Consider the following 20,923-nt stretch of genomic DNA (forward strand, 5'->3'; position numbering starts at 1 on the left):
AACTACATATTAAAGTATTGTTGTTTTAATGCGCTTTTTAGGAATGGACACAATAGAACCATAATCCATTTGAAGCCACATTGCCATCGTAACCATTTCGGTTAAAATCACAACCGTATTACTTCGGCTATAGACATTAAATAACCCTATAACACACTCAAGAGCAGCAAAACGCACGAGGTTATTAGATTTTGACTCCGTCATATTTTATGCCTTAAATTAATTGATCCCATATTGGCCATTGTGTATGCGGTAACATTATGGCAAGCAGAGCAGTTTCTGGATAGGCGGCAGTCTACCATTCAAGTGCAACATGATCACCACTTGATCATTCCAGTTCCTCACGTTAAGTAGAGTTAAATGATTGTCCGATGCTGTATGAAGGAAATTACACAGTTAAACCATGAGGCATGGCTGTGTACTCTACGTGTCACAGATGTTTCATACATGGTTGAATCACGACGAAACGAGATGGAAAGTAACGACACATAATGGCACAAAGGCGTTGAGAGTGTGGGAAAACTAATTATATTACAGTGCATTAACTAGTTCTCTACGTTCTTCTAAACCGTCTGTCGCGGGTTCGCACCCTTTAGGAGAGCCATTTGATCCCTGAAATCCCTCATAGCTCCAGCGCCATACTTGAACTGAAACATATCCCTGCTTAACTCAATGGTGATTAATCCTGTTATGAGAGCGCATCCATGGCAAAGCTCGACAAAGCTGTTCGACTTAATAATGCCCCACCTGTCTTTCAAGAAAATCTTCACGACGTTTATTACCATATGTGAAACCACCAGCTAGTGACGCGACTCGGAAAAACATGAGTGCTTACCCGCTATCAGGACGTGTATCAGGTAATGAAGGAGCGTGCGTTCGTCTCTTCAGGTGTCTCTGAAGACGTGCATGCTGCGCTGGAAAAAGAGTCTTTTAACTTTCCGCCCCTGCTTTGGGATCTTCTGCACGGAATTGTCCTTTTTGAGGAGGGCAGTGTTTATCGCGTGCACCTTAAGGCTCTGCAGGCCCTGTTTATCGGCGAACCTTGGGAGGCTTTAACTCAACTCATCTCACACGAATCACATTCAGTGGTAGACGTTTTACCTACGGCTCGTCCGTTTGACGGAGTTCGTCAGATTGCGGCGCTATGGGGAAAGCTCTTCACCGCGTGGCTTAACCTGACGCAGGCGTAACAGGAGGTGGTGGAGCTAGAGAAGAGTTCCATCAGGCTATTGCTGGATCCCTGCACCATCGATCGTGAGGGGCTGCAGATGCTGATAAAAGCGCTCTTCCATCTGGATGATAGCTTTCGCCAGCCCGCACAGGCGCACAGAGAAGGTTACTACTCGCTGTTTTATAGCAGCCTGCTGAAAGGATATGGCGGAGAGGAGAATATGCTCTATGAGCGGTTTATCACGGACCACGTCACTATACTGATTGGTGGGAGTGAAACCAGCGAAGCGTTAACCGGAAACGTGCTCTGTATGCTGGCACTGCATCCGTAATTGCAGAAGGTTATCAGAAATAACACGCTGCGGATGAAAAAATAGTACGCGAAACGATGCGCTTTGAATCCCCGCTTCAGATGGGGAGGCGGAAGGTTGCGTCTTCTGTGCATTTTCAGGAGGGTGAACTATAGGTAGGGATAGCGTGTTGTTATGCCTTGGCTCTGCCAACCGGGATGAACACGTATTTGAAGACGCATCGCGCTTTATTCCAAGCAGAAAACCTGGCAATGACCCCGAGCAAGCAACGGGTAACCGCTCTGGACAGCGAGGTGAAATGGTCGAATCGAAGCCTGAACCTGAGAACGCTGGAGATACTTACACTTGAGATCGACAGGTGCGGTAACGAGATAATGACATGAAGGGAATCATATTTTTAATGCCCTGTGGCCGAATTTTTTATTCTTTTTTTTCTGTTAAATAACGACTTAATAAATAGAGTGCTAATTAATTTTGATTAGCTCCACCCTTAAGGTTTTCTTAATCTTTATTTTTCTCCTTTATTAAATCTGGGTTTTTATCATTTCAAATTCCATAAAAAAGAAATTTTACACTTTTACGCCTAAACTGGATTGATACTAATTATCATTAGCGTTGTTGTATGCTTTAATCCTGTCCCACAAAGCTATGAGTGGTTACTCCCGTTGGTCTATTAAGGATATGTTCATGAATTCTCGCCTGCTGTCCTGCTTCTCGCTTGCCTTGTTGTCCTCATCCCTTTTCCTTTCCACACAGTCGGTTGCATCCGATAACAACGAAGGTATCGTTGTTTATAACGCGCAGCATGAAAACCTGGTGAAGTCGTGGGTTGACGGTTTTACCAAAGAAACCGGGATTAAAGTCACTTTGCGTAATGGTGATGACAGCGAGCTGGGTAACCAGCTGGTGCAGGAAGGCAGCGCATCGCCGGCAGACGTGTTCCTGACGGAAAACTCGCCGTCCATGGTGCTGGTGGATAACGCCAACCTGTTCGCACCGCTGGATGCCGACACCCTGAAGCAGGTACCGGCAGAGTATCGTCCGGCGCATGGCCGCTGGATCGGCATTGCTGCCCGCAGCACGGTGTTCGTCTATAACCCGGCGAAACTGAGCGAACAGCAGCTGCCTAAATCGCTGATGGATCTGGCGAAACCCGAGTGGAAAGGCCGCTGGGCGGCATCACCGTCAGGCGCGGATTTCCAGGCTATCGTGAGCGCGATGCTGGCCCTGAAGGGCGAGAAGGCCACCCAGGAATGGCTCAAGGCGATGAAAGCCAACTTCTTGGCCTATAAAGGCAACAGCACCGTGATGAAAGCGGTCAATGCGGGTCAGATTGATGGCGGGGTGATTTACCACTACTACCGCTTTGTCGATCAGTCCAAAACCGGTGAAAACAGCAAAAACACCCAGCTCTACTACTTTAAGCACCAGGACCCGGGCGCGTTTGTGAGCCTCTCCGGCGGTGGCGTGCTGGCGTCCAGCAAGCACAAAGCGCAGGCGCAGGCCTTCATCAAATACATTACCGGCAAAGAAGGTCAGGAAAGCCTGCGTACCAACAACGCCTTTGAATACGCCGTGGGCGTGAACGCGGCCTCAAACCCGAAACTGGTCCCGCTGAAAGATCTTGATGCACCGAAAGTTGAACCTTCAACGCTCAACAGTAAAAAAGTTATCGAGCTGATGACGCAAGCCGGCCTGCTGTGATCCTGAGAGTGAAGTGAAGGTCTTATGTCTGGTCTAAGTCTCGACATCGGAAAAAACAGAGTGCAGGAGCCTGCCCGCAGGTGTCCTGCACTGCCGATGGTTGCGTTAGCTGTCTTGTTTTCATTACTGGCGCTTCTGCCTTTGGGTTTTATCATTGCCATTGGCATTGAGACGGGCTGGGAAACCATTAAGGCGCTGGTGTTTCGCCCGCGTGTGGCTGAGCTGCTCAGCAACACGCTGTGGCTGACGGCCCTGGCGGTTCCGCTGTGTATCGTGACGGGCGTGGCGATTGCCTGGCTCACCGAGCGCACGCAGCTTGCCGGACGGGGCATCTGGTCCGCGCTGGCGGTCGCCCCGCTGGCCATTCCCGCGTTTGTGCAAAGCTATGCCTGGGTGAGCGTGGTTCCGTCGATGCACGGGCTCTCCGCGGGCGTGTTTCTCTCCGTGCTTGCCTACTATCCCTTTATCTACATGCCGGTTGCCGCGGTGCTCCGCCGCCTTGACCCGACGCTCGAAGATGTCGCCGCGTCGCTCGGCACACCGCCGTGGAAGGTCTTTTTCCGCGTGGTGCTACCCCAGCTCAAGCTGGCTATCTGCGGCGGCGCGCTGCTGGTGGCGCTGCACCTGCTGGCGGAATATGGTCTGTACGTGATGATCCGCTTTGATACCTTCACCACGGCCATTTATGACCAGTTTCAGTCTACCTTCAGCGGCCCGGCAGCAAACATGCTGGCGGGCGTGCTGGCGTTATGCTGCCTCGCTATCCTGGTGCTGGAAGGCGTGACGCGTGGAAAAGCACGCTACGCGCGCATTGGCGCCGGGGCTGCGCGCGAGCAGAAACGCTGGCCGCTAAAGCCTGCGGCTGCCGCGCTGGGGCAGCTGTTTTTCATGGTGCTGATCGTCCTGGCGCTGGGCGTGCCGTTAGCTGTTCTGTGTCGCTGGATTTGGCTCGGCGGGGTGGAAAACTGGATGAGCGCCGATCTCTGGCACTCGCTGCGCCAGACGCTGATGCTCGGCGTGGGCGGCGCGCTGCTGACGACGACGTGTGTGATCCCCATTGCGTGGCTCGGTATCCGCTACCCGCACCGTATCTTCCGGATGCTGGAAGGGTGCATCTATATCACCAGTTCGCTGCCGGGCATTGTCACGGCGCTGGCGCTGGTCACCGTCACCATTCATTACGCCCGTCCCATTTACCAGACGGAAATTACCCTGTTCCTTGCCTACCTGCTGATGTTTATGCCCCGCGCGCTCATCAACCTGCGGGCGGGAATTGCGCAGGCGCCGGTTGAGCTGGAAAACGTGGCGCGCAGCCTTGGCAGCACGCCCGCGAAGGCGCTCTGGAGCGTCACGATGCGGCTGGCCGCGCCGGGGGCGGCGGCGGGGGCCGCGCTGGTCTTCCTCGGCGTCAGCAACGAGTTGACTGCCACGCTGTTACTCTCTCCCCTGGGCACGCGCACGCTCTCTACCGGATTCTGGGCGCTGACCAGCGAAATTGACTATGTCGCCGCCGCGCCTTACGCGATGCTGATGATCCTGATTTCCCTCCCGCTGACCGCCATTCTCTATATGCAGTCGAAGAAAATTGCAGGGCTATGACATGCTTGAATTAACCGCCATTTCTAAATCGTTTGCTGATGTGCAGGTGCTCGACAGCTTAACCCTGAGCGTTGCGCCGGGGAGCAGAACGGCCATTGTCGGGCCGTCGGGGTCAGGTAAAACCACGCTGCTGCGTATTCTTGCCGGGTTTGAGACGCCCGACACCGGTCGTATTGTTATGCAGGGGAGAACCCTGTTTGATGATAACCGTTTTGTCCCTGCCCACCAGCGCGGGATCGGTTTTGTGCCGCAGGAGGGCGCGCTGTTCCCGCACCTCAACGTGGCAGACAACATTGCCTGGGGGCTGGACGTGACCCGCCACGAAAAACGCCAGCGCGTTGAGGCGCTGATGGAGATGGTTTCGCTGGACAGGCAGCTCGCCACGCACTGGCCTCACGAGATTTCCGGCGGACAGCAGCAGCGCGTGGCCCTTGCCCGTGCGCTGGCCCAGCGTCCTTCACTGATGCTGCTGGATGAACCGTTCTCGGCGCTGGATACCGGCCTGCGCGCCATGACGCGAAAGGCCACGGCCGATCTGCTGGCCGAAGCGGGCGTGGCCTCGATTCTGGTTACCCACGATCAGAACGAAGCGCTCTCCTTTGCCACTCAGGTTGCCGTCATGCGTTCCGGACGCTTCACGCAGGTCGGGACGCCTTATGAGGTTTACACCCGTCCCGTTGACGAAGAGACGGCGCTGTTTCTTGGTGATGCGCTGATCCTGCCTGCGCAGCTCACCGCGGGCTACGCCCTCTGCGCGCTGGGTAAGGTGCCCACAGACAACCCGCTGGCGACAGGGCAGGGCAGAGTGATGCTGCGCCCGGAGCAGCTGAGCGTGACGGCATGCGCCTCACATGAAAGCCCGATCTCCATTCTTGATGTGGATTTTACCGGTCACCTGTCGACGCTCACCCTTGGGCTTACCGGACAGCCGCAGCCCGTCACCCTCAAGACCGTCAGCCAGCCTGGATGGAACCCGGGCACGGCGGTTCGCATTGATATTGCTGGCACCGCGCGTGTATTCGACTATTCTTAATATTCATTAATAATTTCATGCAATGGGTTGTTATAAAAGAATTTTCCAGAATATATGGCATTTCCTGAGATTCTCTACCATGCTCATAAAACCTCACCATCATGTGTGAGGTTTTTCGTAGTTGCTGATTAATCTCAAGGAAAAAGGTTATGAAAAAGACGACTGCTATTTTGTTGGGAACGGCGTTACTGTTTACGACCAATGCTTTTGCTGCCCAACTGCTGACTAAAAATGAGTTCAAGAAAGTCGAGTCTCAGTATCAAAAAATCGGTACGGTAAGCACCTCAAATGAAGTATCGGTTGATGATGCAAAAAAAGAACTGATTGAGAAAGCCGATAAGCAAGGCGCGGATGTTCTGGTGCTCACCTCAGGGAACACCAACAATAAAATTCACGGTACGGCTAATATCTACAAGAAAAAATAACGTTACTGCAGCCACCCCATTTTGGGGTGGTTGTTCCTCATCCTGTCTCCCCACCTCTTCCTGTTGTTCGCGGTTACGCTTGCTAACGCATGGATAATACGTATAGTTCTCATTTGCATTGCTATCAATACATTCTAAGGCCTGACAAAGGGCTATTTTTGCGCGCACTTTCAAATGAGTTAACGATGAACAACACCAGAATACACAAAACGCTGCTGGCGCTCGCCGTTGGCGCGGTAACGCATTCCGCCTTCGCGGCGGACGATCAAAAAGAAGATACCCTCGTTGTGCACTCTGCACCGGTCAGCGATTTCAAACCCGGTGGCGACCAGCTGGTACCGGCCTTCCTTAACGGACAGGTGGCGAACGGCGGGCGTATGGGGATGCTCGGTCAGCAGAACGCCATGGATGTGCCGTTCAACATCATCAGCTATACCTCGAAGCTGGTGGAAGATCAGCAGGCGAAAACCATTGCTGATGTGGTCGCCAACGACGCGGGCGTGCAGTTTGTTCAGGGGTACGGCAACAGCGCTGAAACCTTCCGCATCCGTGGTCTGAAGTTTGACGGCGACGACATGACCTTTGGCGGCCTGTCCGGCGTGCTGCCGCGTCAGGTGGTGGATGCCCAGATGGTCGACCGCATCGAGATCTTCAAAGGGGCAAACGCCCTGATGAACGGCGCGGCAAGCTCGGGCGTGGGCGGGATGATCAACCTTGAGCCAAAACACGCGGGCGAACTCCCGCAGGCGAAAGTGGGCGTCGACTACACCTCGGACTCCCAGATTGGCACCACGCTGGATGCGGGCCGTCGCTACGGCGACAGCGACCAGTTTGGCGCGCGGGTGAACCTGGTCCACCGCGAAGGGGAAACCGGCATACCGAACGACCGCCGCCGCACCACGCTGCTCTCCACCGGTCTGGATTACAAAGGCGACCGTTTCCGCACCTCGCTGGATCTGGGTTATCAGAAGAAAACCTTCCACGGCAGCCCGACCAGCGTCAATATTTCGGCGGTGGATTTCGTGCCCGAGCCGCCGAAAAACGATCGCAACTTCTCGCAGAAGTGGGCCTACAGCAACATCGAAAACGAATTTGGGATGTGGCGCAGCGAGTACGACATCACCGACGGCTGGACCGCCTATACCGGCCTGGGCGCGCAGCACGCGCACGAGGAAGGGATCTACAGCGCGCCGAAGCTGCTGGATAAAAGCGGTAAAGCAACGGTCAGCCGCCTTGATACCAACCGCATCAGCGATTCCGTCAGCGGCATGGCGGGTATACGCGGTAATTTCAATACCGGCTTCGTCTCGCACAAGGTCAACGTTGGCTATTCGGCGATGACCAAAAATGAAAAGATCGCGTGGAAAATGTCGGCGACGAAGGATAACCCGACCACCAACATCTACCACAACACCGGCGTCGATATGCCGGACAGCACCAACCTCAACGGCTCAGGCGGGAAGTACAGCGATCCGCTGACCAGCGGGCGCACCCGCACCCAGGGCTGGCTGCTGAGCGATACCCTGGGCGTGCTGGACGACAAACTGCTGTTCACCGCTGGCGCGCGCCATCAGAAGGTGGTCATTCGCGGGTATAACAAAGTTACCGGTGCGGAAAACGCGGCAGACGGCTTCGACGGCAGCCGCTGGATGCCAACCTACGGCGTGGTCTACAAGCCGTGGGAAGAAATTTCCCTTTACGCCAACCACACCGAAGCGCTGCAGCCGGGCAAAACCGCGCCTAATACCGCGACCAACTACGGCCAGAGCACCGGTATCGTTCACTCTAAGCAGAACGAAGTGGGCGTGAAGGCGGACTTTGGCCGCGTGGGCGGATCGCTTGCGCTGTTTGAGATCAAGATGCCGTCGGCGATCCTCGATGCTAACAATCACTATGGCCTGGATGCCGAGCAGCGTAACCGCGGCGTGGAGCTAAACGTCTTCGGCGAGCCGATGCTCGGGATGCGCCTCAACGCCAGCGCCACCTGGCTGCAGGCGGAGCTGACCAAAACCAAAAACGGCGTAAATCAGGGCAACGATGCCATTGGTGTCCCGAACGTCTACGCCGTGCTGGGGGCAGAGTATGACATCAAGCCGATTGATGGCCTGACGGCGACCGCCCGCGTCAACCACTCTGGCGCGCAGTACGCCGATCTTGCCAACACCAAAAAGATCGACAGCTACACCACGCTGGATCTGGGGATGCGCTATCGCTTCGCGGTGAACCACAATGCAAACCAGATGACGGTGCGCGCGGGCATCGACAACGTGACCAATGAAAACTACTGGGCCAGCGTGGACGATTCCGGCACCTACATCACGCAGGGCGAGCCGCGTACCTTTAAGGTCTCGGTTGGCTACGAGTTCTAAGCGTTCCACCTCGTTATCCGGGGCAGGGACGCCCCATACCTCCGCCGTTGTGTTATAAAATTGTAATAAAAGCTTCTTAGACTGGTCGCCGACTCCTTACCTCTTGGCCAATGACAGGAAGCCGCTATGGGCAGACCCCTCAAATCCGTTTTTAAAAAAGAACATCGCGACGACATCGCTAACCGCAGCGCGAACCCGGTATTCTCCGAGGTTGCAGAGGTGTTCCTCTCCCGCCGTCGTTTTCTCCAGATGGGCGCCGTGGCGGGCGCTGCCGTTTCATTCCCCTTTCTGATCAAACCTGAGAACGCCATTGCCGCGGTATCGAAGCCTTCCGCGCTGGCAAAAGCGGTTTCCCTGGGCTTTACCAGCATCGACGTCTCCACCGAAGATACGGTCAGGGTGCCGGAAGGCTATATTGCCCGCCCGTTCTATCGCTGGGGTGACCCGACGGGGATCAAAAACAACATGCCGGCCTTTAAACCGGATGCCAGCAACACCGCGGACGAACAGGCTGCGCAGGCGGGCATGCATCATGACGGCATGGCGTGGTTTAGCCTGCCGCAAGGGGAGCAAAACCCGGAGCATGGCCTGCTGGCAATGAACCATGAGTACATCGACAACGGGATGATGTTTACCGACGGTACGGCGAACTGGAGCCTCGACAAGGCCCGCAAGGGGCAGAACGCGATGGGCGTGTCGGTGGTGGAAGTGAAAAAATCGGGCAGCGACTGGCAGGTGGTTCGCCCGTCTTCGTATGCCCGCCGCATTACCGTCAATACGCCGATGCAGCTTACCGGCCCGGCGCGGCATCAGGACTTAATGAAAACCACCGCCGACCCGCAGGGGGAGCGCGTGCTGGGCACCATGCAGAACTGCGCCAACGGCCATACACCATGGGGCACCTATCTCACCTGCGAGGAGAACTGGTCGGATATTTTTGTCAAAAAAACCGATCTCAACCCGCTGGAAAAACGCTACGGCATCAGCGACAGCGATGAATCCTACCGCTGGAACGAGGTGGACGAGCGATTTAGCGTTGATAAAACCCCTAACGAACCTAACCGCTTCGGCTGGGTCGTGGAGATCGATCCCTACAACCCGACCTCCACGCCGCGCAAGCACACCGCCCTGGGCCGCTTCAAGCATGAGGGGGCGGCCGTCACGCTTGCCGCCGATAGCCGCGTGGTGGTCTATATGGGGGACGACCAGAAGTTCGAGTACGTCTATAAGTTTGTCTCGGACAAAAAATACGATCCCGCGAACCGTGAAGCCAATATGCAACTGCTGACGTCAGGCACGCTGTACGTTGCCCGCTTCAACGAAGACGGGAGCGGCGACTGGCTGCCGCTGATCTTCGGGCAAAAGGGTCTGGATAAGAGCAACGGGTTTGAAAACCAGGGCGATCTGCTGATTAAAACCCGCCTGGCGGCAGACGCGGTGGGGGCAACGAAGATGGATCGCCCCGAGTGGATAGCGGTTGACCCGCACGCCAGCGGCAGCGTCTACTGTACGCTCACCAACAACAGCGATCGCGGGAAGGAGGGTAAGGCACCGGTTGATGCCGCCAACCCGCGCGCTAATAACGTGTTTGGTCATATTATGCACTGGCACGAAGAGGGGGCCGATCCTGCTGCCGCTCGCTTTAAGTGGGATATTCTGGTGATGGGCGGGCGGACCGACAGCGACGATCCGAAGGCTAAAGGTTCCATGCAGGGGGCGGCCTTCGGCAGCCCCGATGGCCTGTCGTTCGATCATCAGGGCGTGCTGTGGATCCAGACCGACGTCTCTTCCAGCACCATCAATAAGAAAGCCTACGAGGGGATGGGCAATAACCAGATGGTGGCCACCATTCCGGGCACCAACGAGTACCGTCGTTTCCTGACCGGACCGCGCGGGTGTGAAATTACCGGGATTGCGTTTACGCCGGATAACCGGACGCTGTTCATCAACATTCAGCATCCGGGGGAGGGCGGGGATGATATCACCGACCCTGCTAACCCTCGCGCTGTTTCCAACTGGCCAGACGCGAACCCGAACGGACGCCCGCGTTCCTCAACGGTGGTCATCGTCAAAGCGGACGGCGGGATCATCGGCTCATAACCTTGCATCGCCGGGGGCATGCCGTGCTCCCGGCGTTAAACTTGCTACCGCCAGCATGAAGTGTTAAAACGTGCCCCTTCTAAAAAAGAGACAGGGGTAGGACGTGAAAGACGCGTCATCCGCTTCAGGCCATGGTAGCGCTGAAGCCTCGTCGGATCAGAATCCAACGCTGCAACGTGGTTTGCAAAATCGACATATTCAGTTAATTGCCCTTGGCGGCGCAATCGGTACCGGGCTCTTTCTCGGCATCGGCCCCGCTATTCAGATGGCCGGTCCGGCGGTGCTGCTGGGTTACGGTATCGCCGGGATTATCGCCTTCCTGATCATGCGCCAGCTTGGCGAGATGGTCGTTGAAGAGCCGGTGTCAGGCTCCTTCGCGCATTTTGCCTATAAATACTGGGGCCCGTTCGCAGGCTTCCTCTCCGGCTGGAACTACTGGGTGATGTTCGTGCTGGTCGGGATGGCGGAGCTGACCGCCGCAGGCATCTATATGCAGTACTGGCTGCCGGACGTGCCCACGTGGATCTGGGCGGCGGCCTTCTTCATCATTATCAACGCCGTTAACCTCGTCAACGTGCGCCTGTATGGTGAAACCGAGTTCTGGTTTGCGCTGATCAAGGTGCTGGCAATTATCGGCATGATCGGCTTTGGCCTGTGGCTGCTGTTCTCCGGCCACGGCGGCGAGCGGGCCACTATCGACAACCTGTGGCAGCACGGCGGCTTCCTGGCGACCGGCTGGAAAGGGCTGATCCTCTCGCTGGCAGTGATCATGTTCTCCTTCGGCGGGCTGGAGCTGATTGGCATCACCGCCGCGGAAGCGCGCGACCCGCATAAAAGCATTCCGAAAGCGGTTAACCAGGTGGTGTACCGTATCCTGCTGTTCTATATCGGCTCGCTGGTGGTGCTGCTGGCGCTCTACCCGTGGGTGGAAGTGAAGTCAGACAGCAGCCCGTTCGTGATGATTTTCCACGATCTCAACAGCAACGTGGTGGCTTCTGCGCTGAACTTCGTCATTCTGGTGGCGTCGCTGTCGGTCTATAACAGCGGCGTTTACTCCAACAGCCGCATGCTGTTTGGTCTCTCCGTGCAGGGTAACGCGCCGAAATTCCTCACCCGCGTCAGCCGTCGCGGCGTGCCGGTGAACTCGCTGTTCCTTTCCGGGGCGATTACCTCGCTGGTGGTGCTGATCAACTATCTGCTGCCGAAAGAGGCCTTCGGCCTGCTGATGGCGCTGGTTGTCGCTACGCTGCTGCTGAACTGGATCATGATCTGCCTCGCGCACCTGCGATTCCGCGCCGCGATGCGCCGCAAGGGGCGCGAAACGCAGTTCAAAGCGCTGCTTTACCCGGCGGGGAACTACCTCTGTATCGCGTTCCTGGCGTTGATTCTGGTGCTGATGTGCACCATGGATGAGATGCGACTTTCAGCAATGCTGCTGCCGGTATGGGTGGTGTTCCTGTTTATCGCGTTTAAGCTCTCACGCAAAAAGTAGCCCGTTTTTCTCCCTCTCCCTGTGGGAGAGGGCCGGGGTGAGGGCAACAGACCGCACCAAACCAGACCGCAACTGCCTTCACGCCCGGTGGCGCTGCGCTTACCGGGCCTACAAAACACTGCTTCATCTTTATCGTGACCCCCCTCCCAAATCTGTTTCGATCCACAGGATCTTTATTTTGTAATCGATTACTTTTCATTTGAATCATTTTGTAATCGATTACTTTTTCCGGGTGAGGCTTATTATGGTGTCAACTGAAAGTAGTGAAAAGACGATAGCGCAGCATCGGCTGCTGGTGCCGCGGCTGTCGCTGATGATGTTTCTGCAGTTTTTTATCTGGGGTAGCTGGTCGGTTACGCTAGGGCTGGTGATGACCCAGCACAACATGTCTCTGCTGATTGGCGATGCGTTCTCCGCCGGGCCTATCGCCTCCATTCTCTCGCCGTTCGTGCTTGGCATGCTGGTGGACCGCTTCTTCGCCTCGCAGAAGGTGATGGCGGTGATGCACCTGGCGGGCGCGGCGATCCTCTGGTTCGTGCCGGGGGCGCTGATTGCCGAGAACGGCGCGCTGCTGATTGGCCTGCTGTTTGGCTACACGCTCTGCTACATGCCGACGCTGGCGCTGACCAACAATATCGCGTTTCACAGCCTGGCAAACGTGGATAAAACCTTCCCGGTGGTGCGCGTGTTCGGCACCATCGGCTGGATCGTGGCGGGCATTTTTATCGGCGTCACCGGCGTGGCGGCAAGCGTTACCATCTTTCAGGTGGCGGCGGCCAGCTCCGTGCTGCTGGCGCTTTACAGCCTGACGCTGCCGCACACGCCTGCTCCGGCGAAAGGCCTGCCGGTGAAGGTGCGCGATCTTTTCTGCGCGGATGCCTTTGCGCTGCTCAAAACCCGCCACTTTTTCGTTTTCTCCGTCTGCGCGATGCTGATCTCCGTCCCGCTCGGCACCTATTACGCCTACACCGCCTCGTATCTGGCGGATGCGGGAATTGCCGACGTCAGCACCGCCATGTCCTTCGGGCAGATGTCCGAGATCGTCTTCATGCTGGTTATTCCGCTGCTGTTCCGCCGTCTGGGCGTGAAGGTCATGCTGCTGATCGGCATGCTGGCGTGGTTTGTGCGTTACGCCATGTTCGCGCTGGGCGTCAGCGAGGAGGGGCGCATTCTGCTGTATCTCGGCATCCTGCTGCACGGCGTCTGCTACGATTTCTTCTTTGTCGTCGGCTTTATCTACACCGACCGCGTGGCGGGCGAAAAGGTGAAAGGCCAGGCCCAGAGCATGATCGTGATGTTCACCTACGGCATCGGCATGCTGCTCGGCTCGCAGATTTCCGGCGCGCTCTATAACCGCCTGGTGGCAGGGCAGACCGTGCCGCAGGCGTGGGTGACATTCTGGTGGATCCCGGCGGTAGCGGCCGCGGCGATCGCGCTGATTTTCCTTCTCACGTTTAAGTATGACGATGACAAGGCGTAACGCTCAGGAGGTGGTATGAGGACGATGAAAGGACCCGGCATTTTTCTGTCGCAGTTTATTGGCGCAGAAGCGCCGTTTAATTCGCTCGACGGGCTGGCTGAATGGGCGGCAGGTAAAGGTTATAAGGCGGTACAGATCCCCTGCAACCATCCGCACATCTTTGACGTCGAGAAAGCGGCGGAGAGCCAGACCTACTGCGACGACATCGCCGCTAAGCTGGCCGCGCACGGGCTGGTTATCAGCGAACTGTCGACCCATCTGGAAGGGCAGCTCGTGGCGGTGAACCCCGCCTACAGCGACGCGTTTGACCACTTTGCGCCCGCTTCCGTGCGCGGTAACGATGCTGCGCGTCGGGCGTGGGCCACGGAGAAGCTGAAGCAGGGGGCAGTCGCCTCGGCAAGATTAGGTCTGAAAGCGCACGCCACCTTCTCCGGCTCGCTGGCCTGGCCGTTTTTCTACCCGTGGCCGCCGCATAACGAACAGCGTTTTCAGGAAGCGTTCGGGGAGCTGGCAAACCGCTGGCGGCCGATTCTGGATACCTTCGACGAGCAGGGGGTGGACGTCTGCTTTGAGCTGCATCCGGGGGAAGATCTGCACGACGGCGTCACCTTCGAGCGTTTTCTTGCGCTGGTGGACAACCATCCGCGCTGCAACATTCTCTACGATCCAAGCCATATGCTGCTCCAGCAGATGGACTATCTGACCTTTATCGACATCTTCCATGCGCGTATTAAAGCGTTCCACGTGAAGGATGCCGAGTTTCGCCCCAGCGGGCGCAGCGGCGTCTACGGCGGCTACCAGCCGTGGATCAACCGCGCCGGACGCTTTCGCTCGCCCGGTGACGGGCAAATCGATTTTAAGGGCATCTTCAGCAAGCTGACCCAGTACGACTACGACGGCTGGGCGGTGCTGGAGTGGGAGTGCTGCCTGAAGGATGGCGATACCGGGGCGAGTGAAGGCAGCGAATTTATCCGCCGCCACATCATTCCGGTTGCCGGGCGCGCGTTTGACGATTTCGCCGCAGGGGGCAGCCATGATTAACGTCGGGATCGTCGGCAGCGGGTTTATTGGCCCGGCACATATCGAGGCGCTCAGGCGCCTTGGGTTTGTTCAGGTGGTCGCGCTGTGCGACGGCTCGCTCGTTAAGGCGCAGGAAAAGGCGCGCCTGCTAAACGTACCGCACGCGTACGGCAGCGTTGAGGAGCTGCTCGCGCACCCTGATTTGCACGTGGTGCACAACTGCACGCCGAACCACCTGCATGCACAGATTAACCGCCAGATCCTGCGCGCGGGCAAGCACGTGTTTTCCGAAAAGCCGCTGTGCATGATCCCTGAGGAGGCGCGCGAGCTGGTGGCGCTGGCGGAGCTGACGGGCGTGGTGCATGGCGTGAGCTTTGTCTATCGCCAGTTTGCGATGGTGCGTCAGGCGGCGAGCATGATGCGCGCAAGCAGCCTCGGGCGGATTTTTGCCTCACACGGCAGCTACCTACAGGACTGGATGCTGCTGGAAACCGACTACAACTGGCGGGTGGATGCCGCGCTCGGCGGCGCATCGCGCGCGGTGGCGGATATCGGCTCCCACTGGTGCGACACGGTGCAGTTCGTTACCGGGCGGCGCATTACCGAGGTGATGGCTGATTTATCCATCGTCTGGCCGACGCGCAGGGCCAGCAAGGTCGGGAATCAAACCTTCTCCCACGACGAGCAGGCGGAGTATGTAGACAAACCGGTCACCACCGAAGACTTCGGCTCGGTGCTGTTCCGCTTTGACGACGGCAGCAAGGGCTGCTTTAGCATCTCGCAGGTGAGCGCCGGGCGTAAAAACCGCCTGACGTTTGAGATCAACGGCAGCGAGCGCTCGCTGGCGTGGGACCAGGAGGTGCCGCAGCAGCTGTGGATCGGCCATCGCGCGCAGGCCAACCAGACGCTCACCGACGATCCGGGGCTGATGAACCCTGACGTGGCCGACAGCGCCCACTTCCCCGGCGGACATATCGAAGGCTGGCCGGACGCCTTCAAAAATATGATGGCGCAGTTCTACCGCGCCGTGCAGGCGGGCGCGATGCCGGAGACGCCGCAGTTTGCGACGTTTCACGATGGCGCAAACGTGATGTATATCATTGATGCCATTGTGAAAAGCCATCAGCAGCAGCGCTGGGTGCGCGTGGAACAATAACGCGTTGCCCGGTTCGCCGGGCAATAAATTTATGGTAGCCTGCACAAAACGCTAACCGCAGGATGTGTCGTCGCTATGTCAATTCAGAAAATCGCTCAGCTGGCCGGGGTCTCCGTGGCGACGGTCTCCCGCGTGCTGAATAACAGCGACACCGTGAAGGCGAAAAACCGCGAGCGCGTTCTGCAGGCGATCCAGGAGAGTAACTACCAGCCAAACCTGCTCGCCCGTCAGCTGCGCACCGCTCGCAGCTATATGATCCTGGTGATGGTGTCCAACATTGCCAACCCGTTCTGCGCCGAAGTGGTGAAGGGCATCGAAGCCGAGGCGGAGAAAAACGGCTACCGCATTCTGCTGTGCAACTCCGGCTCGGACATCGAGCGCTCCCGCTCGGGCTTAAGCCTGCTCTCCGGCAAAATCGTCGACGGCATTATCACCATGGACGCCTTCTCGAAGCTGCCGGAACTTGCCGCGCTGATTGGTTCTGCACCGTGGGTGCAGTGCGCCGAATATGCCGATGCGGGCGCGGTCTCCTGCGTCGGTATCAACGATGTGGACGCTTCACAGCATGCCGTCAGCCAGCTGGCCGACGGCGGCCGCAAACGTATCGCGATGATCAACCACGATCTCAGCTACAAATATGCCCGCCTGCGCGAACGCGGCTACAAGAGCGTGATCCACCTGCGGGATCTGGACTATCAGGCGGTGGAGTATGCCAGCGATCTCAGCTCCGGGGCGGGCATGGCGGCGATGCAAAACCTGTTAAAAGATAATCCGCCGGATGCGGTATTTGCCGTTTCCGATACGCTGGCGGCGGGCGCGCTGCGCGCCATTCAGCAGGCAGGTCTTCGGGTGCCAGAGGATATTGCCGTGGTCGGCTTTGACGGTACGGAGCTGGCGGACATGATTTCGCTCACCACCATCGAACAGCCGTCGCGGGATATCGGGCGCAAGGCGGTCGATCTGCTCTTAAATAAGATCGACAACCCGGACGCGCCCACGGAAAGGGTGATGATGGACTGGCGCTTTATTTCCCGCGCCAGTACCTGATTATCTGGCAATAACGCCTGTCAGGGAGCGAATATCATTCCCCGTCGGCGACTGGTGAATACGCAGACCAAATTCATCCACCACCGCGAAAATATGGTCGAAGATGTCGGCCTGAATTTCCTCATATTCCGCCCAGACCACCGTGTTGGTGAAGGCGTATATTTCAATCGGCAAGCCATTCGCGTCAGGCGCGAGCTGACGCACCATCAGCGTCATATCTTTACGAATGCGCGGGTGGTTGCGCAGATATTCGTTCAGGTAGGCGCGGAAGGTGCCGATATTGGTCATCTTGCGCAGGTTTAATACCGATTCCCCTTCGCCGTTCGCCTGATTCCAGAGGCTGATTTCCTCATGCCGCGCGGCCAGATAGGGCTTCAGCAGTTTCGCCTGAATGAGCTTCTGCTGTTCCTGCTCGTCGAGGAAATGAATGCTGGTGGTATCAATGTTCAGGCTGCGCTTAATGCGTCGCCCGCCGGAGGCCGACATGCCGCTCCAGTTGATAAAGGCGTCGGAGACCAGCGCCCACGTCGGAATGGTCGTAATCGTATTATCGAAATTGCGCACTTTCACGGTGGTCAGGCCGATATCCGTCACCGTGCCGTTGGCACCGTATTTCGGCATCTCCAGCCAGTCGCCGAGCTTGAGCATATCGTTGGCGGAAAGCTGGATACCCGCTACAAGTCCAAGTATCGGGTCTTTAAACACCAGCATCAGAACGGCGGCCATGGCGCCCAGACCGCTTATCAGAATCGCCGGGGACTGGCCAATCAGCAGGGAGATAATCAATATCCCCACCAGAATGGCGCTCACCAGCTTGATGCCCTGGAAAATCCCCTTCAGCGGCAGCTGCGACGCGGTGGCCATTTTCTGCGACAGATTGAAAATCACGTCCAGCAGCGAGAAGAAGGAGAGCAGGGCATAGACCATCACCCACAGCTTCGCGCAGGTGGTGAGTATTTCCGCCGCTTCGCTGCCTTTTTGCAGCCACAGTACCGCCTGGACGTTGACGATTATCCCCTGTAGGGTAAAGGCCAGACGGTGAAATAATTTATTCTGGGTGATGATCTGCAGCCATAAATGGCTGCTGGCCTGCGCGCGCTTTTCGAATGCGCGAAGTACCCCTTTGTGCAGAATAAAATGAACGATGATGGCGGTAAGAAAAATAATACCAAAGATAATCACTAAAGAGGTGGTGTGATTAATTTCAATGCCTAACTCTTCAACCTGAGCAATCAATTCCTGCATAACGTCTCCTGTATTTTTGCAGCCCCATAATGGCGGCTGCGGATCTATTATGCAAATTCACGAACTTATTTGGCGGCCTGACAGATCTTCGCCACCGGCAGGCACAGGCTATGGCGGATACGCAGCGTCGCCAGAGCAAGTACCACCATCATAGCTGTTTCCACCATCAGGAAGACGTTCACCGCCTGGGTGTAATCCCCGTGATGGTTTTGAAGCGCGTGCAGCAAAATGGCGCCAAAAATGGCCGGGCCAAGGCCCAGCGCGGCCTGCTGCAGGGTGCTTAAAATAGCGCTCGCGGCTCCCGCGTCGTCAGGCTGAATGTCGCGCATCCCGATGCGATAGAAGCTGTTCACGATCAGCGCCTGCCCGTAGCCCACCAGTCCGGTCGCGGGTGCCAGCGTCAGGGTGGTATTCTCCATGCCCCAAACGCGGAACGTGGCGATCAGCGCCAGCAGGCCGGTAATCTGGATCGCCAGACCCGTCAGCAGGATTGTGCTGGTGCTGTAGCGGGCAATCAGCCGCGGCGCGAACCACGCCGAAACAAAGTAGGTCACGCCCAGGGCGATAAAACTGTTCCCGGACTGCCACGGCGCCATCCCCAGGCCGGTTTGCATGGTCAGCGCCATACAGAACATAAACCCGGACCAGGCGCTGAAAAAGAGCATCGCAATCAGGACGCCAAAGCGCACGCTGCGAAGCGCAAGCAGGCGCGGCGGGATCAGCGGGTGGGCATTCTCACGCTCTTTTTTGCGCGCGTTCAGCGCCATCAGCCAGGCCAGCGGGACAAGGGCGAGCAGCATCGTCTTCAGCGGCCACGACCAGTTCCACTGCGGGCCGAGCGCCATCGGGAACAGCAGGCAGCAAAGCATGACCGCCAGCAGCGCGGTACCCGGCCAGTCGATGCGTGACGGCGTCTCGCGACGGGTTTCCGGTACGAAGCGGCGGCTCAGCGCCAGCACCACCAGACAAATCGGCACGTTGATAAAGAAGGCGTTTCGCCAGCCCAGCCCGGCGATGTCCGCCGATACCAGCCAGCCGCCGCCCATTTGTCCCACGATAAACGCAATCCCGCCGATGCCGCCGAACAGGCTGATGGCTTTGGCGTGGGCGGTGCCTTTCAGCGTGACGTGCAGCGTGGCAAGAATTTGCGGCACGATCAGTGCGGCCCCCGCGCCCTGAACGATGCGCGCGGCGAGCAGCTGTTCAATGTTCCCCGCCATTCCGCACAGCAGCGAGGCCAGGCCAAAGCTCGCCACACCCAACATGAACAGACGACGACGGCCAAAGTTATCTCCCAGCTTGCTGCCGAGCGCGAGGCAGACGGCAAAGGCCACGCCGTAGAGGGCGACGATCAGCTCCAGTTCGGTAGCGGTCGCATGCAGTGAATGGGTGATGGCGTCCAGCGCCACGTTGGTGATTGAGGTATCAATCATCGGCAGCATCTGGCCGGTTAACAGCAATATCAGGCCAGCGCGACCCGGTGAAACAACTGACGTATTCATGGTAACTCCATTGCGTCATTCAACAGATGGTCGTAGCATCTACCATCAGATAAACGGGTACCAGTTCTTGCTTATACTGGTACTGGCACTACCATGCAGGGGGATTTATGGCGCTGATGTCTGAACCGGTCGTTTCACGTCAGGATGACACCCGAAAACAGCTCGGGGCATTTTTACGCGCCCGGCGGGAAAGTCTCGATCCGCAGCGCTTAGGTTTGCCGCGCAGCGGTCGCCGCCGCACGCCGGGCCTGCGCCGGGAAGAGGTGGCGATGCTCGCTGATGTGGGCGTCACCTGGTACACCTGGCTTGAGCAGGGCAGGGACGTCAATCCGTCCAGCGCGGTGATGGCGGCCGTGGCAAAAGCGCTGCAATGTACCCCGACCGAGGCCCGGCATCTGTTTGTGTTAGCAGGTTTACCGCCGGGTGAAGCGCCGCAGGCGGTCTGCTGCGAGGGCATTAGCGAAGGCACGCGCCGCCTGCTGGATACGCTGATGCCGAAACCCGCCAGCATTCAGAAACCGAACTTCGATATCGTGGCGTGGAACGACAGCTTCGGGCATCTGATGGGCGTCGATTTCAATGACATCCCTCCCGAAGATCGCAACTGTATTTATCTGTTCCTCACGCATCCGGCGTGGCGCGCGCGGCTCGGCAGACGCGACGACGTGCTGCCCATCTTTGTCTCCTATTTCCGCGCGGCGATGGCCGAACACCGGGGCGATCCGCTGTGGGAGGCCAAGCTGGCGCGCTTCTTTGCAGTGTCCGAAGAGTTTAAAACCCTGTGGCACCAGCGCAACGACGTGCGCGGCGTGGAGAACCAGCTCAAGCTGTTTACCCATCCCGAGCTGGGGGATTTTACATTGCAGCAGATGTACTGGTATTCCGCGCCGCGAAACGGATCGCGGCTGCTGGTGTATCTGCCGGTGGATGAGGCGGGAGAGCGGGCGATGGCGTGGCTGGCGGCGCAGGGGAAATAATTTTTGCGAGGGGCTTTCAGGGAATAAGAGCCGTCTCTGCTAAGCGAATACGACATTGTTGTGTCTGACAGCGAACAAACCGGCGACGGACAGCGGTTTTGGTTACGCATGATAGACTGGGCGTTCAGCATGAATTATCGGATAAGCGTGGCTGACGGTACGGTTGGAGAAGAGTGGCACTTAACGCCGGTGAGCTCATATGCCGAGCTGGAAGAGCGCTGGATTGCGTTTGCCTGGGGACACGATCGTGATGTGCACCCACATCGCAGGTTAGTCATCAGTAAAGCGTAACG

18 protein-coding genes are annotated in these 20,923 nt (G+C 57.5%); 15 read left to right on the top strand and 3 right to left on the bottom strand.

Features of this window, described 5'->3' with window-relative positions:
• Positions 1-9 precede the first annotated feature (9 nt).
• Complete coding sequence (locus tag ACVCAM_RS02995) at positions 10-204, bottom strand: hypothetical protein (protein WP_025912651.1); 195 nt, start codon at positions 202-204, stop codon at positions 10-12.
• 656 nt (positions 205-860) lie between these two features.
• On the opposite strand from ACVCAM_RS02995, the gene ACVCAM_RS03000 reads away from it, so the two are divergent.
• The 13 genes from ACVCAM_RS03000 to ACVCAM_RS03060 all read left to right on the top strand — a co-directional run bounded on the left by ACVCAM_RS03000 (position 861) and on the right by ACVCAM_RS03060 (position 16,906).
• The gene (locus tag ACVCAM_RS03000; RefSeq protein ID WP_025912653.1) at positions 861-1,190 is read left to right on the top strand and encodes a hypothetical protein; all 330 of its coding nucleotides are present in this window, start codon (positions 861-863) and stop codon (positions 1,188-1,190) included.
• A 9-nt stretch (positions 1,191-1,199) separates the two neighbouring features.
• Positions 1,200-1,502: a hypothetical protein gene (locus ACVCAM_RS03005; RefSeq protein WP_239658872.1), complete on the top strand. Its 303-nt coding sequence runs from the start codon at positions 1,200-1,202 to the stop codon at positions 1,500-1,502.
• 666 nt (positions 1,503-2,168) lie between these two features.
• Positions 2,169-3,185: an iron ABC transporter substrate-binding protein gene (locus tag ACVCAM_RS03010; RefSeq protein ID WP_447093525.1), complete on the top strand. Its 1,017-nt coding sequence runs from the start codon at positions 2,169-2,171 to the stop codon at positions 3,183-3,185.
• Between the two features lie 24 nt (positions 3,186-3,209).
• On the top strand, positions 3,210-4,784 hold the full coding sequence (locus tag ACVCAM_RS03015; protein WP_227879437.1) for an ABC transporter permease: 1,575 nt from the start codon (positions 3,210-3,212) through the stop codon (positions 4,782-4,784).
• 1 nt (position 4,785) lies between these two features.
• A complete protein-coding gene (locus ACVCAM_RS03020; RefSeq protein WP_447093526.1) occupies positions 4,786-5,817 on the top strand; it encodes an ABC transporter ATP-binding protein in 1,032 nt (343 codons plus the stop codon).
• Positions 5,818-5,966: 149 nt separating this feature from the next.
• Entirely contained in the window at positions 5,967-6,242 is a 276-nt protein-coding gene (gene yahO / locus ACVCAM_RS03025; RefSeq protein ID WP_021241596.1) for a DUF1471 family periplasmic protein YahO, read from the top strand.
• Between the two features lie 185 nt (positions 6,243-6,427).
• Positions 6,428-8,611 (top strand): TonB-dependent receptor, encoded by a 2,184-nt coding sequence (locus ACVCAM_RS03030; protein ID WP_025912659.1) that lies wholly within the window; start codon positions 6,428-6,430, stop codon positions 8,609-8,611.
• A gap of 126 nt (positions 8,612-8,737) precedes the next feature.
• A complete protein-coding gene (locus ACVCAM_RS03035) occupies positions 8,738-10,711 on the top strand; it encodes a PhoX family protein (RefSeq protein WP_025912660.1) in 1,974 nt (657 codons plus the stop codon).
• A gap of 103 nt (positions 10,712-10,814) precedes the next feature.
• Positions 10,815-12,203, top strand: a complete 1,389-nt coding sequence (gene pheP, locus ACVCAM_RS03040; protein WP_023343530.1) for a phenylalanine transporter — start codon at positions 10,815-10,817, stop codon at positions 12,201-12,203.
• Between the two features lie 244 nt (positions 12,204-12,447).
• Complete coding sequence (locus ACVCAM_RS03045; protein WP_032663994.1) at positions 12,448-13,683, top strand: MFS transporter; 1,236 nt, start codon at positions 12,448-12,450, stop codon at positions 13,681-13,683.
• 15 nt (positions 13,684-13,698) lie between these two features.
• Entirely contained in the window at positions 13,699-14,724 is a 1,026-nt protein-coding gene (locus tag ACVCAM_RS03050; protein ID WP_025912662.1) for a sugar phosphate isomerase/epimerase family protein, read from the top strand.
• The gene (locus tag ACVCAM_RS03055; RefSeq protein WP_447093527.1) at positions 14,717-15,859 is read left to right on the top strand and encodes a Gfo/Idh/MocA family protein; all 1,143 of its coding nucleotides are present in this window, start codon (positions 14,717-14,719) and stop codon (positions 15,857-15,859) included. The genes ACVCAM_RS03050 and ACVCAM_RS03055 overlap by 8 nt, the downstream gene beginning before the upstream one ends.
• A 75-nt stretch (positions 15,860-15,934) precedes the next feature.
• On the top strand, positions 15,935-16,906 hold the full coding sequence (locus ACVCAM_RS03060; RefSeq protein WP_045350586.1) for a LacI family DNA-binding transcriptional regulator: 972 nt from the start codon (positions 15,935-15,937) through the stop codon (positions 16,904-16,906).
• Here ACVCAM_RS03060 and ACVCAM_RS03065 read toward each other — a convergent pair whose 3' ends face one another.
• Positions 16,907-18,151, bottom strand: coding sequence for a mechanosensitive ion channel family protein (locus ACVCAM_RS03065; protein ID WP_049120988.1), 1,245 nt, complete (start codon positions 18,149-18,151; stop codon positions 16,907-16,909).
• Positions 18,152-18,216: 65 nt separating this feature from the next.
• Positions 18,217-19,653: an MFS transporter gene (locus ACVCAM_RS03070; protein ID WP_025912664.1), complete on the bottom strand. Its 1,437-nt coding sequence runs from the start codon at positions 19,651-19,653 to the stop codon at positions 18,217-18,219.
• A gap of 107 nt (positions 19,654-19,760) precedes the next feature.
• Between ACVCAM_RS03070 and ACVCAM_RS03075 the strand changes: the two genes are divergently transcribed.
• Together ACVCAM_RS03075 and ACVCAM_RS03080 are read left to right on the top strand one after the other, a co-directional pair.
• Positions 19,761-20,630 carry a helix-turn-helix transcriptional regulator gene (locus tag ACVCAM_RS03075; protein WP_008499383.1) on the top strand — a complete coding sequence of 290 codons (870 nt, stop codon included), beginning with the start codon at positions 19,761-19,763 and terminating at the stop codon, positions 20,628-20,630.
• A 129-nt stretch (positions 20,631-20,759) separates the two neighbouring features.
• Entirely contained in the window at positions 20,760-20,921 is a 162-nt protein-coding gene (locus ACVCAM_RS03080) for a hypothetical protein (RefSeq protein WP_223861895.1), read from the top strand.
• Positions 20,922-20,923 lie beyond the last annotated feature (2 nt).

This window comes from Enterobacter sp. CFEC122, from assembly GCF_052983755.1.